Source organism: Pseudomonas sp. PGPR N4 (assembly GCF_059693665.1).
In genome coordinates this window covers 325,945-339,747 of the sequence record NZ_JCAUKV010000003.1, presented here as the reverse complement: position 1 = coordinate 339,747, position 13,803 = coordinate 325,945, and the positions used below count along the sequence as shown (strand labels likewise).

Here is a 13,803-nt window from a genome sequence, read left to right as displayed (position 1 = left end):
AATCCGCTACAGTCCCCGGGGTTGGTCACAAGCCGACCCCAGGACTACGGAGAATCCATGAAAAAGCTCTTTATGCTGTGCTGCGCCTCTCTGCTTGCAGCCTGCTCCAGCAACAGCCCGGCACCACAGGCCAGCCTTGATGGCGAAGTGTTCTACCTGCAGCGCATTGCCCTGCCGCCAGCCGCTACCCTCAGCGTCAGCTTGCAGGATGTATCGCTGATGGATGCCCCAGCCGTGACCCTGGCCAGCCAGGCCGGCCCGATCCAAGGCAACGTGCCGCTGCCGTTCCACCTGAGCTATGACCCTGCTCAGGTCAAACCGGGACACCGCTACGCGGTCAGTGCCCGCATCGAGTATCAAGGCCAACTATTGTTCATCAGCACCGAACAGCACAGCGTCGCGCTCGACGGCAGCGACCAGCAGCCGCTGCGGATCAAAGTCGACCCGGCTCGCTGAGCCCTGCACCTATTCACTGTCATAAGGAATAATCCATGATTCGCTCCTCCCTGCGCTTCGGCGGCCTCTGCGCTGGCCTGCTGTTGTCCGCCAGTGCGCTGGCCCTGTCGCTCGGCGACCTCAGCCAGCAGGACGCTACCGGCGGCCTGAAAGACGCCCTCACCCAAGGCGCCCAAGTGGCGATCAAGCAACTCGGCACCCCCGGTGGCTTCAGCAACAATCCCGACGTGCGCATCGAGCTGCCAGGCAACCTCGGCAAAGCCGCCAAGGCGATGAAGATGTTTGGCAAGGGCGACCAGGTGCAAGCGCTGGAAGACAGCATGAACAAGGCCGCCGAAGCCGCCGTACCGCAGGCTCAGGCGATCCTCGTCGATGCGGTGAAGAAGATGACCGTGACCGATGCCAAGGGCATCCTCAGCGGCGGTGAAGACTCCGCCACGCAGTACCTGAACAAGAGCAGCCGCGAGCAGATCCGCGCCAAGTTCCTACCGATCGTCAAGGCCGCCACCGACAAGGTCGGCGTCGTCCAGCAGTACAACAGCTTCGCCGGTCAAGCCTCGGCCCTGGGCCTTGGCAGCAGCAAGAGCGCCAACGTCGAAAGCTACGTCACCGAGAAGGCCCTCGATGGCCTGTTCGAAATGATTGCCAAGCAAGAGCAGAGCATTCGCCAGAACCCGGCGCAGGCCGCTACCAGCCTGGCCAAGAAAGTCTTCGGCGCCCTCTGAGGCCCTTCGCTGGCGCGCCTGCTGCAGATTGGCAGCAGGTGCGCCCAGCGCCTCTTACGCTTCCTTCCTGACCTTGAACCATGCCGCATACAGCGCCGGCAGGAACAGCAGCGTCAGCACCGTGGCGACGATCAGGCCGCCCATGATCGCCACCGCCATCGGCCCGTAGAACACGCTGCGTGACAGCGGAATCATCGCCAGCACGGCGGCCAGTGCAGTCAGCACGATTGGCCGGAAGCGCCGCACCGTGGCTTCGATGATGGCTTGCCAGCGCTGCATGCCCGCGGCGATGTCCTGCTCGATCTGATCGATCAGGATCACCGAATTGCGCATGATCATCCCGGCCAGGGCAATGGTGCCGAGCATGGCGACGAAGCCGAACGGCTGGCGGAAGATCAGCAGGAACAGGGTCACCCCGATCAACCCCAGCGGTGCGGTGAGGAACACCATCACCGTGCGCGAGAAGCTGCGCAGCTGGATCATCAACAGGCTCAACACCACCACGATGAACAGCGGCATGCCGGCATTGACCGACTTCTGCCCGCGCTCGGAGTCCTCGACAGTGCCGCCGACCTCAAGCAGATAGCCGTCCGGCAAGCTGGCACGCACCTGCTGCAACGATGGCTCGATCTGCTTGACCAGCGTCGCCGGCTGCTGCTTGTCATAGATATCGGCGCGCACGGTCACCGTTGGCAAGCGATTGCGATGCCAGATAATGCCTTCCTCGAAGCCGTACTCAAGAGTCGCCACCTGCGACAGCGCCACGCTCTGGCCGTTATCGGTCGGCACTGCGAGGCTTGCCAGGTTACCCAGGTCGCCACGCGCCTCGGCCGTGCCCCGCACCAGGATCTCGATCAGCTCGTTGTCTTCGCGGAACTGGCTGACCGAGCTGCCGGTCAACGAGCTGCGCAGGAAGCTCGCCAGCTGGGCAGTACTCACCCCCAGCGCCCGCGCACGCTCCTGATCGATTTGCAGGAACACCGCCTTGCTCGGCTCTTCCCAGTCCAGGTGCACGTTGACTACGTGCGGGTTCTCCAGCACTTTGCTCGCCACTTCCCGGGCCAGCGCGCGGACCTTCTCGATGTGCTCGCCGGTGACCCGGAACTGCACCGGGTAACCTACCGGCGGGCCGTTTTCCAGGCGCGTGACGCGGGAGCGCAATTGCGGGAACTGCTCATTCAGGGTCGCGATCAACCAGCTACGCAGGGCCTCGCGATCTTCCAGGGATTTGGCCAGCACCACGAACTGGGCAAAACTGGCCGCCGGCAACTGCTGGTCCAGCGGCAGGTAGAAGCGCGGCGAGCCGGTGCCGATGTAGGCCACATAGTTGTCGATGCCGTCGTGGTTCTTGAGCAGGCCTTCGAGGCGCTTGACCTGTTCGGCGGAATTACTCAGCGAGGCGCCTTCGGCCAGCTTGAGGTCAATCATCAGCTCCGGCCGACCCGAGGCTGGGAAGAACTGCTGCGGCACGAAACGGAACAGCAGGATGCTGCCGACGAACGCGGCGATGGTCAGCAGGATCACCGTCTTGCGCCGGCGCACGCACCATTCCACCACTCGCCGCACACGTTGGTAAAACGGCGTCGCATAGGGGTCAGTGTGGCCGCGAGCGGCATGCAGCTTGGCCAGATCCGGCAGCAAACGCTCGCCCAGGTACGGCACGAACAGCACCGCCGCTACCCAGGAGGTCAGCAGGGCGATGGTCACCACCTGGAAAATCGAGCGAGTGTATTCGCCGGTACTGGAGGCCGCGGTGGCGATTGGCAAAAAGCCCGCCGCGGTAATCAGGGTGCCGGTGAGCATCGGGAACGCCGTGCTGGTCCAGGCGTAACTGGCCGCCTTGAGCCGGTCGTAGCCCTGCTCCATCTTGATCGCCATCATCTCCACAGCAATGATCGCGTCGTCGACCAACAGACCCAGGGCCAATACCAGCGCACCGAGGGAAATCTTGTGCAAGCCGATGCCGAAGTAGTGCATGGCGGCAAAGGTCATCGCCAGCACCAGCGGAATCGCCAGCGCCACCACCAGCCCGGTACGCAGCCCGAGCGAGAAGAAGCTCACCAGCAGCACGATCACCAACGCTTCGACCAGCACTTGCACGAACTCGCCGACCCCGGCCTTGACCGCCGCCGGCTGGTCGGACACCTTGCGCAGCTCCATACCAACTGGCAGGTTGTGCGCCAGCCGAGCGAACTCGACCTCCAGCGCCTTGCCCAGCACCAGGATATCGCCGCCGTCCTTCATCGCCACGGCCAGGCCGATGGCGTCTTCACCCATGAAGCGCATGCGCGGCGCCGGTGGGTCATTGAAGCCACGGTGCACCTCGGCGACATCGCCGATACGGAAGGTGCGCTCGCCGACCCGGATCGGGAATTGGCGGATCTGCTCGACACTGTCGAAGCGGCCACTGACGCGCAGTTGCAGGCGCTCGCTCGGGGTCTCGAAGAAGCCCGCGCTGCTCACCGCATTCTGCTCTTGCAGCGCCTGCTGCACGGCGGCCAGCGGCACGCCAAGGGTAGCCAGCTTGAGATTGGACAGCTCGATCCAGATCTTTTCATCCTGTAGGCCGATCAGCTCGACCTTGCCCACATCCTTGACCCGTTGCAGCTGGATCTGGATGCGGTCGGCGTAATCCTTGAGCACGGCGTAGTCAAAGCCTTCGCCAGACAACGCATAGATATTGCCGAAGGTGGTGCCGAACTCGTCATCGAAGAACGGCCCCTGGATCTCCGGCGGCAAGGTATGGCGGATATCCGCGACCTTCTTGCGGATCTGGTACCACAGCTCGGGGATGTCCTTGGAGTGCAACGAGTCGCGCGCCATGAAAGTGACCTGCGACTCGCCTGGGCGCGAGAACGAAACGATCTTTTCGTACTCGCCGGTTTCCATCAGCTTCTTTTCGATGCGCTCGGTAACCTGGCGCGACACCTCTTCGGCGCTCGCACCTGGCCAGATGGTACGGATGACCATGGCCTTGAAGGTAAACGGCGGATCCTCGCTCTGCCCCAGCTTGGTGTAGGACATCGCACCAATCGCGGCCAGCAGAATCATCAGGAACAGTACGATCTGGCGATTGCGCAGCGCCCAGGCGGAAAGGTTGAAACCCATCGGGACTTACTCCTTGGCCGCCAGATCCACATCACGATTACTGCGGTCGACCGGCCGCACCTGCTGGCCCTCGCGCAATACATGACCACCGGCAGCGACGATCCAGTCGCCCGGCGCCAGCCCGTCAAGCACCGGCACGCTGTCGGCGCCATAGGCACCCAGGCGCACCGCAACGCGCTGCAGGCGTTTGTCCTTGTCAACTCGCCACACGTAGGCCTGGCCCTGCTCGGCGGTCACCGCCGACAACGGCAGCGCCAATGCCGGCTGGCCTTCATGGGCGACGAACACTCGGGCGCTTTGGCCCAGCTCAGCCGGGGCCTTGCTCGAGTCAAAAGCGATGCGTGCGGCAAAGGTCCGCGAGCGCGGGTCGGCTGCCGGGGACAGTTCGCGGATGCGCGCGGGGTAACGCTGATTGGGCTGCGACCACAGTTCGACACTGACGGGCTGGCCGACGGCAAAGCGCGCGAACTGCTGCTCAGGCAGGCCGATGACCACTTCACGTTCGCCATCTGCTGCCAGGGTAAACACCGTCTGCCCTGCTGCGACGACCTGGCCGACCTCGACCTGACGCTTGGAAATCACCCCCGCCTGCGGCGCACGCAGCACTGCATAGTCGGCCTGGTTGCCGGCCACATCAGCTTCGGCCTGAGCTTGCTTGAGGCGGGCGAGGCCTGCGCGGTAGAGGTTTTCGGCGTTGTCGAACTGCGAGCGGCTGACCATCTGCCGGTCGAGCAATTTCTGATAACGCTCACGTTCGGTCTGCACCAGCGCCAGGTTGGCCTGCGCGGCGGCAAGCTGGGCACGGTTGGCTTGCAATTGCAGGCGTACATCCTGTGGGTCGAGCTCGGCCAGTGGCTGATCGGCCTTGACCCGCTGGCCCTCTTCCACCAGGCGCTTGCTGACTTTGCCGCCAATGCGGAAGGCCAGCTCAGGCTCGTAGCGGGCGCGTACTTCGCCGGGGTAGCTGTCGGCGGCAGCGCTGGCCGGCTGCGGCTGCACGACCAGGGCCGGACGCGGCGCGGTGGGCGGCGCGGTCTCCTGACCACAGGCGGCCAGCAGCAAGGCTGCAGCGGCGGGCAAAGCAATTGACCAGGCATGACGCAACATGATGGGGGACCGTCCGTGTAAGGCGCTTCTAATATTTATACTGGCGAGTATATTAAATCAGCTGTGCGGTGGCGGGAAGTCGGTGAAAGGTAGAAATTATTGGGTGGTGGTTAGTGTATGTGGATGCTGGGCATCTGGCTGCGCGGGGCCGGATTGCGCCTATGAGAGGGTGGACTTATCCGATTCATTAGTGATGGTTCCGGCCCCTTCGCTGCGCTACGGGATTCCCTCGCTCCGGTCTTGCTCCTGAAGACGCAGGTAGATCAAGATCAAGAGCGAAAGTCAAAAGCAGCGGCCCAAGAGGCCCAGTACAGCGCGGTCCTCCCGGGAGCAAGACCGGAGCGAGGGAACCCCGCAGAGCAGACCAAAGGCAACCACCATAAATCCCGAAGCTAACCAAAGCGCTCAAGCCTACAAGCCGCCAAATCAGTAGCCTCCACGCCACTCACAATCTCCGCCCCCACCAAACGCCCCACGGTAGCAGCCAAAGTAACCCCAGGGTGCATCACACAAACGTACACACCACCGATGCCCGGCACATATCCAACAAGCGGCGCACCATCACTCGGCACAGGCCGCAAACCAACACAAGCCTCCACAACGTCGAGCGAAGCAACGCCATGCAACTCACTCTTGATCGCCCCAGCGGCTCTGAGCGCAATCGCCCCCGGCCGGTTATCGACCGCATCATCCAGATAATCCTCCGCCGCCAGCAGGCTTCCATCCTTGCCCTGCCGCACCTCCATCGCCGCATTGGACACAATCCCCCTGACAAGCCGACTGGGCGACCTGTAACGGATATAGATGGCAGGTGAGGCCTCCAGCGCAAGCGAGTAACCCAAAGAGCCCAACAGCGCCGTAATACCCATACCAGCTGCAAGCACCACTAGATCAGCATCGATTACCCCGCTGCTGGTTCGCACACCCGAGACGCGATCAGCGCTTTCGGTGAACCCCAGTACCTGGGTCCCTTCCATAAGCCTGGCACCATGACCCCGAGCACCCTCAATCAGCGCCCAGGTAACATCGACCGCGTTCAGTGCCCCCTCCTCTGCTGCATAAATAGCCTGAACAGGTGGATGCTTGAGATTCGGCTCCAGAGCCAGAATCTCGGCACAAGAGACTGTTGCGACCCCAGCAGACTTGGCACAAGCAGGCGGCATCGGCGAAATGCCATAGGTCAGCGCCCCTGTCCACTGCACATTCACCCCCGGCAACTCCGCCTCGAGGCGGCGGTAGTCAGCGATGGCAGCGGCACGCAGCGGTGCGACCGGGTCTGCGCCGCTGCAGCAGGTATTGATCCATGCAAAGGACGTCGATGTCACACCAGACGCCACCCGCCCTGCTTCCACTATGGTGACCCGCACACCCAGCCGTGAGAGATGATAAGCCACGGAGGCCCCCACAATACCCGCCCCAACCACCACAACTGTCATCGCCGAACCTGTGTTCATCGTGCTCTCCTTGTCACCCGTGCGCATGACTATGTCTCACTAGCAGAACAGGATCTACAGCTGGTCCGCGGGCGCTGCTACAGCTACGGCCACAATGACGCATGCCGGGAAACGACGATGCCCACGCTCCTCAGAGAGAAACGCGGGCATCGGGGAACAGCTGAGGTAAGTTACTTGGCGACGACCGCACTGCCCGCCTGTTTCTCGAGTTGACGTTTGCGGCCGATTACCAGGACCGCGATGCCAGCCACACTACACAACGCCGCCAACGGCTCGGCCTGGTCAACGCCATCCCTTACGGCGTTGCCTGGGTTGATCTGATGCGCAGCCTGGGCTACAAGCCTGACGGCTCGGCTTGACGATTGATCGACCACTACAGCCGTAGCGCCTTTGAACCGGTAAGATGGCTTCCTGTTCACCAAGATGCAGACCCTGATGCCAAACGACGCACCCATCGGCCCTGGCCGGCCGAAGGACCTAGCCAAACGCGAGGCCATCCTTGAAGCTGCCAAAGCGCTATTCCTGAGCCTTGGCTACGCCAACACCAGCATGGATGCGGTCGCCACGGCGGCAGGTGTTTCAAAACTGACGGTCTACAGCCATTTCACCGACAAGCAGACCCTGTTCGGCTCGGCGGTGATGGCGACCTGCCAAAGCCAATTGCCGGAGCTGATATTCGAGCTGCCCGACGGTGTGCCGATTGACCAGGTGCTGCTGAACATCGCGCGAAACTTCCACGCGCTGATCAGCAGCGACGAGTCGGTCAAGCTGAGCCGGCTGATCATGGCCCAAGGCAGCCATGACCCAAGTTTTGGCCGGTATTTCTATGAGGCCGGGCCCAAACGGATTCTTGCCGAAATGGAAGCACTGCTACGCAATGCCGCTGACCGTGGCTTGTTGCGCGTCGACAGCCCGTGGCGAGCGGCCGAACACTTCTTCTGCCTGATCAAGGGCGCGCCGGATTATCGCTTGCTGCTCGGCTGCGCGCCGCCGTTGGTAGGCGCAGAGGCCGAGGCGCATGTGCGCGAGGTAGTCGAGCTGTTTGTGCGGGCGTACGCGCCTTAGGCCTTGAGGGCTTTTTTCGGGTAGATGTCGTAGCGACTCGATTTGCCTTCCAGGCTGTGGCTGGGCTTGGGCCCGTCAGTGATCGGCGCCTTGCGCGGGCGCTTGACCACTACGCGATGGCTGGCCAGTGCCAGCGCGGCAGCCAATAACGCCGGAGCATCGAGGTCGTCGCCCACCAGCGGGCGGAACACACGCATCTCTTTTTTCACCAGCGCGGTCTTCTCTCGATGGGGAAACATCGGGTCGAGGTAGATCACCTGGGGTGGCTCCCCTTGCCAGGCGTGCATGGTGTCGATGGCGTTGCCGACCAACAAGCGCATGCGCTCGACGATGGGCCCGACCTCATGGTCGTCGCGGGCGCGTTGCAGGCCGTCGGCGAGCAACGCGGCAACCAGCGGCTGGCGCTCGATCAGGGTCATCTGGCAACCGAGGCTGGCCAGCACGAAGGCGTCCTTGCCCAGGCCGGCAGTGGCATCCAGTACCTGCGGGCGCACGCCCTGGGCCACGCCGACCGCCTTGGCGATCATCTGCCCGCTGCCGCCGCCAAACAGGCGCCGGTGCGCAGCTTGACCTTCGACGAAGTCGACCCGCACCGGCCCTGGCGCCTGCGCTCCGAGCTGCTGCAGTTGCAGGCCGTCGGCGCCGATCTGCAGCGCCACGGCGGCGCTGTCGTCGTTCAGCGGCAAACCCAGTTGCACAGCCCACTGCTGCGCCTGGGCCTGGTACTCGGGCGCCAACGCCTCGACTGTGATGCCCGTGCCCTGCTCTTGCTCTACCATCCGATCCTGCACCCGAAAAAATTAATGAAACCCCGGCCACGGCCGATACACGCAGTATCCGCTATTGTGCCAGAGCTGAACCGCCGCGACTGCCATGACAGACACTCTTCCCATCGGCTTGACCTACCTGTCGCCTGTCGGCAACTACGGTCGGCAGAATACCCAGGCACTCGGTGGCGTCAGCCATCTGTGGCAGGATTTCTTCGCCCGAGCGATGGCCGACCAAAGTGCTGTCGAAGTGGACCCGGTCAGCCAGGCGCTGCAGCAGCATGACCAGGTCAGTGGTGAGCCCACCGGCGGCGCCCGCGCCCTGGCATTGATCGACCTACAGCGTAGCTGTCAGGTCAGCGACACCGAGGTCAAGCCACCCGAGCCGCTGTTTCTGCCCAAGGCGGAGCTTGAAGCCGCACTGCTCGAACCTGCGCCCGAGCCGTTCAGCGCCGCCGAGATGATCGAGCAGCAGCGCGATCTGGACCTCAACAACAGCTGGTTACGCCCGGTCGTCATGCACCAGGGCCAGCCGCTGCCAACGCCTGGCGCCGCCCCCGCGCCGCGCCCGCTGTACCTGCCGATTGCCGAATTCGACATGGACTTGCTCGACCCGGCGCCGGAGCCGTTCGATCAGCCGACACTGACGCTGCAGCAGCACGACCTTGAGTTCGACATGCACTGGGCACGCCCGGTGGTGCTGAACAACGTGCGCGTACATGCCTAACGGCAGACCTGCCAGACGCCCATGTCCAGGTGAAAATGATTGTGATGAGCAGCGTTGTAGTCCGGGCCTAGCACCGTACTGAAGCTGGCACATGCAGCCTTGCGCACCTCGCGCAGAAACTCAGCCTTTTGCCCGCCAACCTGCCAGTCCTGCGCCAGCACGATGCGCTGGCCATCCTTGAGCCGAAAAGCGCTGATATCGAGGGCGTTGGCCGTCGCATGCTGGCTCAGGCGCCCTTCCTTGCGGTTGTACACATTGCGACAGGCAAAGCTGCCAAGGTGCTCGACCCTTGTCACCGGCTGGCCAAACACGCGCTGCGCGGCCGGCTGCAAGCCATGGGTCTCGAACAAGGCATAGGCCACCGCCAGCGGGCAGCTGGCGAGGAAACTGCTACTCAGGCTGGCCTGGCCTGCCTCGACCCGCCACACATTGCTCAAAGGACAGCGCGCGCTGGCCGGGCTGTCGGCCTGGGCGCGATAACGCAGGCCGGAGCTTTGCAGGGCTTGTTCGCACAGGGCTGGATCCTGGCGCAGCCGCGACAGCTTGTACGCGGTCAACCAGTTAGGCGGCTGGCGTACGTCGAGCGCTGCCCATGGGTTCCAGGCGGCAGGCGGGCGCCAGCCCAGGTACCAGGCTTGCGCCGCCGCCAGAGCGAGGATGAACAGCAGCCAACCGAGCCAGCGCATCTGGGCTTAGCGACGGAACAGATCGTTGAGCTGAGCAAACGGCATGCTCTGCTCGGCGTAACTGAAGGTGCCCTGCTCGCGGATTTCCAGCGCTGCCCGCTGCAGCGCGCCAAAGGCCGCGCGGGCCAATGACGAGCCGACGCTGATGCGGCGCACGCCAAGGTCCTGCAGCTGATTGACGTTCAATGGCACGCCAGCCAGGCCCATCAGCACGTTGACCGGCTTGGGTGCCAGCGCCTGCACCACCGCGCGCACTTCGTCTGCGCTGCGCAGGCCTGGTGCGTAGAGCACATCGGCCCCCGCTTCGGCGTAGGCCTGCAAGCGCAGGATGGTGTCGTCGAGGTCCATCCGCTCATGCAGCAGGTTTTCCGCGCGGGCGCACAGGGTGAAGGTGAACGGCAGGCTACGCGCGGCCTGGGCGGCGGCACGGATCCGCTCCACGGCCAGGCCCATGTCATAGATGGGGGCATCGCTGCGGGTAGTGGCGTCCTCGATCGAGCCGCCCACCAGGCCCGCCTCGGCCGCGCGCAGGATCGCCTGGGCGCAGTCTTCAGGCAAGTCACCAAAGCCGTTTTCCAGGTCGGCGGCGACTGGCAAGGCGCTCGCATCGACGATGGCGCGGGCGTTGTCCAAAGTATCGTCCAGGCTCAGCGCACCCTCGGCGTCGGCGCGGCCGAGGCTGAAGGCAAGGCCGGCACTGGTGGTCGCCAGCGCTTCGAAGCCCATGCTGGCCAGGAGTTTGGCCGAGCCGGCGTCCCAGGGATTGGCCATGACAAAGGCACCGTCACGCTCATGCAGCGCCTTGAAGGCCTCAGCTCGCAGGGTTTGTACATCCATGATCACTGGCTCCGGCAGATTGACGAGTGGTCAGAGTAGACCCAGCTGTTCGACCTCAGGCGCTCGTGGCAATTCCGCCAGTGCTGGCAACCCCGGCAGACGCTCGCTCAAGCGCTGGTGAAAGTGCTGAGCCAGGGCCGCAGCTTGCTGGTTATCGGAAGTATGCAGAAACACATAAGGGCTCAGGCCGGCTTCGATCCACTCGGCGACCTTGCTCACCCATGGCGTCAGGAACGGCTCGTTGCCAATCACTTCAGGCTGGCCGATGAAGCGCACCTGTGGGTGCTGGCTGAAAGCAGCCGGACGCGCCGGTACGCGAGGCTTCTTGCTCTGCGCATGCAACACGGCAGGCTCGCGTGAGGTGCAGCTGAACAACGCACGCGAGTCCAGGCAGATGCGCTCGACACCCATGCCATGCAGCAGACGATTGAGCGACCGCTCTTCTTCGTCGCGAGCGAAAAAAGCGTCGTTACGCACCTCGACTGCAACCGGCACGCCGATCTCTTGCAGAAAGTACGCAAGCTCGGGCAACCGCGAAGGGCCAAAGGTGGCCGGCAACTGCAGCCAGTACGGCGCGACCCGCCCACCCAGCGGCGCCATCAGCCGGGTAAAGGCCAACCCTGCCTCAAGTTGCTCACGTAGATCACCGCCATGGCTGACTTCACGCGGGAATTTGGCGGTGAAGCGAAAGCCGGGCGGCATGATCTGCGCCCAGCGTTCTACCGTGGACGGTGCCGGGCTGGCATAAAAGGTGGTATTGCCTTCGACGGCGTTGAAGACCCGGCTGTACAGCGCGAGGTAGTCAGTGACGCGGGCATCGGCGGGGTAGAGATAGTCGCGCCAGGCGCTTTCGCTCCAGGACGGGCAACCGAGAAAGTATGGCAGGGGCGATGGCTTCATCCATCAAATGTACAGATCAAGCCCCAACACTTCCATATCCCAATCGGTGAATCCGGCAGTCGCCATGTAGCTGGCCAGAGCGGTTGCAGTGCGCCGGTCGCGGGCGCGGGGGAAAACCATGTCCTGCTGGCGGGCGGGCAAGCCGCCCGCGCTGCGGCGAGTGCGGGTTTCCTGCGCGACCTCGGACTCTTCGATCAGCTCGGCATCTTCGACTGCTTCGTCACGCACCGGTGCCTTGCGCGGTGCGCGCTTGATCGGATAGGACTGCGGTGAAAAGCCGTCGATACGCATGAAATGAACACTCAGGATCAATGATGGCAATTTAGCAGCATCAGAGATCCATCGCTAATGCCGTTGTGATAACTGGACCACAGTTCTCACCAAAGGTTTAGCGCAAAAGTAAGCAGCCGACGAACAGCCGCTTAAACCGCCTTGGGCGTGGCCACGTTATCGCGCAGATAAACCGGTTGTGCCTGGTCGGCGGCGACCGCTTCACCGCGGGCCCAGGCAAACCCGGCCAGGCTCAGCACATCGAGCGCGCTGGGTAGCAAGCTGGTGTCCATGGCGCTGACCGGTACCGCCAGGCGCTCGTGGTAAGCCCAGCCAGTGCCGGCGCCGAACCAGTCGCCGCTGCTGCCATCCGGCAGCGCTACCCGCTCCGGCGGCAGCACCGCTTCGCGGCCAACCAGGCGCATCTCGCCAGCAGTGGCCTGATAGCAGCCCCAGTAGACTTCATCCATGCGCGCATCGATGGCTGCGGCAACCTGAGCGATGCCACGCTCACGCAACACGCCTTGGGCCAGCGCGGCGAGGTTGGAAACCGGCAGCACCGGCCGCTCCAGGGCGAAGGCCAGGCCCTGGACCACGCCAATGGCAATGCGCACGCCGGTGAAGGCGCCAGGGCCGCGACCGAAGGCGATGGCGTCGACAGCGCTCAGCGCCACGCCCGCGTCGGCCAGCAACTGCTTGATCATCGGCAGCAGCTTTTGCGCGTGCAGACGCGGGATGACCTCATAGTGGCTGGTGACCTTGCCGTCATGCAGCAATGCAACGGAACAGGCTTCGGTGGCGGTATCCAGGGCCAGCAAGGTGGTCATCGAACGGGTTTCCAGACGCAAGAAAAAGAGCGCCAGTATAAACGACAACGGCCCGCAAGCGGGCCGTTGTCGTATACAAGGTAACGATCAGCTCAGGGCTGCGAGGACCTTGGCAGTGATTGCTTCAACCGAGCCGACACCTTCGATGTGGCTGTACTTCGGCTTGCCGTTGGCAGCGCCAAGCTTCTGGTAGAAGTTGACCAATGGCTTGGTCTGGTCGTGATAGACCGACAGGCGATGACGCACGGTTTCTTCGGTGTCGTCTTTACGCTGGACCAGATCTTCGCCAGTCACGTCGTCTTTGCCGGCAACCTTTGGCGGGTTGTAGACCACGTGGTAGACGCGACCCGAGCCTTCGTGGACGCGACGGCCAGCAATGCGCTGAACGATCTCTTCATCTTCCACAGCGATCTCGACCACAGCGTCCAGCTCTACGCCGGCAGTGACCAGCGCTTCAGCCTGCGGAATGGTGCGCGGGAAGCCGTCGAAGAGGAAACCGTTGGCGCAGTCTGGCTGGGCGATACGGTCCTTGACCAGGTTGATGATCAGCTCGTCGGAGACCAGCTTGCCAGCGTCCATGATCGCCTTGGCTTGGATGCCCAGGGGGGTGCCAGCCTTCACTGCGGCACGCAACATGTCGCCGGTGGAGATCTGTGGGATCGAGAACTTTTCGGTGATGAATTTTGCCTGAGTACCTTTACCGGCCCCGGGAGCTCCCAGCAGAATTACGCGCATCTTGTGCTCCTCATATTTTTTTATGCAAATCAACGGAGTCGGCGTCAGGGCCAAGTCCGGAAAATCAGGTGTCGACCAGAAAATCGGTCAAAAGGCTGATCAAGATACACAGCGCCCGGCGACCAGACAAGCGTCCCAA

General features: G+C 63.4%; 15 protein-coding genes. 5 read left to right on the top strand and 10 right to left on the bottom strand.

Translation table 11 applies throughout. The annotated features are described in order from the left end of the window. Positions 1-57: 57 nt before the first annotated feature. Positions 58-456, top strand: a complete 399-nt coding sequence (locus AC58X1_RS15325) for a YbaY family lipoprotein (RefSeq protein ID WP_101317201.1) — start codon at positions 58-60, stop codon at positions 454-456. Positions 457-491: 35 nt separating this feature from the next. Beyond that, positions 492-1,181 (top strand): DUF4197 domain-containing protein, encoded by a 690-nt coding sequence (locus AC58X1_RS15320; protein ID WP_101317199.1) that lies wholly within the window; start codon positions 492-494, stop codon positions 1,179-1,181. Positions 1,182-1,235: 54 nt separating this feature from the next. Here the strand turns inward: AC58X1_RS15320 and AC58X1_RS15315 are convergent, their stop codons facing one another. The 3 genes from AC58X1_RS15315 to AC58X1_RS15305 form a co-directional block, all read right to left on the bottom strand. Continuing rightward, positions 1,236-4,289, bottom strand: coding sequence for an efflux RND transporter permease subunit (locus AC58X1_RS15315; RefSeq protein ID WP_497429070.1), 3,054 nt, complete (start codon positions 4,287-4,289; stop codon positions 1,236-1,238). 6 nt (positions 4,290-4,295) lie between these two features. Next, complete coding sequence (locus tag AC58X1_RS15310; RefSeq protein WP_497429069.1) at positions 4,296-5,396, bottom strand: efflux RND transporter periplasmic adaptor subunit; 1,101 nt, start codon at positions 5,394-5,396, stop codon at positions 4,296-4,298. Between the two features lie 392 nt (positions 5,397-5,788). Next, entirely contained in the window at positions 5,789-6,850 is a 1,062-nt protein-coding gene (locus AC58X1_RS15305) for an NAD(P)/FAD-dependent oxidoreductase (protein WP_497429068.1), read from the bottom strand. Positions 6,851-7,059: 209 nt separating this feature from the next. Here AC58X1_RS15305 and AC58X1_RS15300 point away from each other — a divergent pair, with 209 nt between their 5' ends. Next, on the top strand, positions 7,060-7,209 hold the full coding sequence (locus tag AC58X1_RS15300) for a hypothetical protein (protein ID WP_497429067.1): 150 nt from the start codon (positions 7,060-7,062) through the stop codon (positions 7,207-7,209). A 64-nt stretch (positions 7,210-7,273) separates the two neighbouring features. Continuing rightward, complete coding sequence (locus AC58X1_RS15295; RefSeq protein WP_150571539.1) at positions 7,274-7,915, top strand: TetR/AcrR family transcriptional regulator; 642 nt, start codon at positions 7,274-7,276, stop codon at positions 7,913-7,915. Here the strand turns inward: AC58X1_RS15295 and AC58X1_RS15290 are convergent. After that, positions 7,912-8,694: a class I SAM-dependent methyltransferase gene (locus tag AC58X1_RS15290; protein WP_497429066.1), complete on the bottom strand. Its 783-nt coding sequence runs from the start codon at positions 8,692-8,694 to the stop codon at positions 7,912-7,914. The genes AC58X1_RS15295 and AC58X1_RS15290 overlap by 4 nt on opposite strands. A 94-nt stretch (positions 8,695-8,788) precedes the next feature. Between AC58X1_RS15290 and AC58X1_RS15285 the strand changes: the two genes are divergently transcribed. Next, a complete protein-coding gene (locus AC58X1_RS15285) occupies positions 8,789-9,409 on the top strand; it encodes an energy transducer TonB (RefSeq protein ID WP_101317188.1) in 621 nt (206 codons plus the stop codon). Here the strand turns inward: AC58X1_RS15285 and AC58X1_RS15280 are convergent. From AC58X1_RS15280 to adk, 6 genes are all read right to left on the bottom strand, one after another. Beyond that, the gene (locus AC58X1_RS15280; RefSeq protein WP_497429065.1) at positions 9,406-10,095 is read right to left on the bottom strand and encodes an extensin-like domain-containing protein; all 690 of its coding nucleotides are present in this window, start codon (positions 10,093-10,095) and stop codon (positions 9,406-9,408) included. The two genes, AC58X1_RS15285 and AC58X1_RS15280, sit on opposite strands and share 4 nt — an antisense overlap. 6 nt (positions 10,096-10,101) lie before the next feature. Continuing rightward, positions 10,102-10,932 carry an isocitrate lyase/PEP mutase family protein gene (locus AC58X1_RS15275; RefSeq protein WP_101317183.1) on the bottom strand — a complete coding sequence of 277 codons (831 nt, stop codon included), beginning with the start codon at positions 10,930-10,932 and terminating at the stop codon, positions 10,102-10,104. Positions 10,933-10,962: 30 nt separating this feature from the next. Next, on the bottom strand, positions 10,963-11,832 hold the full coding sequence (locus AC58X1_RS15270; protein WP_497429064.1) for a DUF72 domain-containing protein: 870 nt from the start codon (positions 11,830-11,832) through the stop codon (positions 10,963-10,965). A gap of 3 nt (positions 11,833-11,835) precedes the next feature. Continuing rightward, the gene (locus AC58X1_RS15265; protein WP_101317179.1) at positions 11,836-12,123 is read right to left on the bottom strand and encodes a hypothetical protein; all 288 of its coding nucleotides are present in this window, start codon (positions 12,121-12,123) and stop codon (positions 11,836-11,838) included. Positions 12,124-12,254: 131 nt separating this feature from the next. Next, positions 12,255-12,929 carry a tRNA (adenosine(37)-N6)-threonylcarbamoyltransferase complex dimerization subunit type 1 TsaB gene (gene tsaB, locus AC58X1_RS15260; protein WP_103436300.1) on the bottom strand — a complete coding sequence of 225 codons (675 nt, stop codon included), beginning with the start codon at positions 12,927-12,929 and terminating at the stop codon, positions 12,255-12,257. An 87-nt stretch (positions 12,930-13,016) separates the two neighbouring features. Further along, positions 13,017-13,664: an adenylate kinase gene (gene adk, locus AC58X1_RS15255; RefSeq protein WP_497429063.1), complete on the bottom strand. Its 648-nt coding sequence runs from the start codon at positions 13,662-13,664 to the stop codon at positions 13,017-13,019. Between the last annotated feature and the right edge of the window lie 139 nt (positions 13,665-13,803).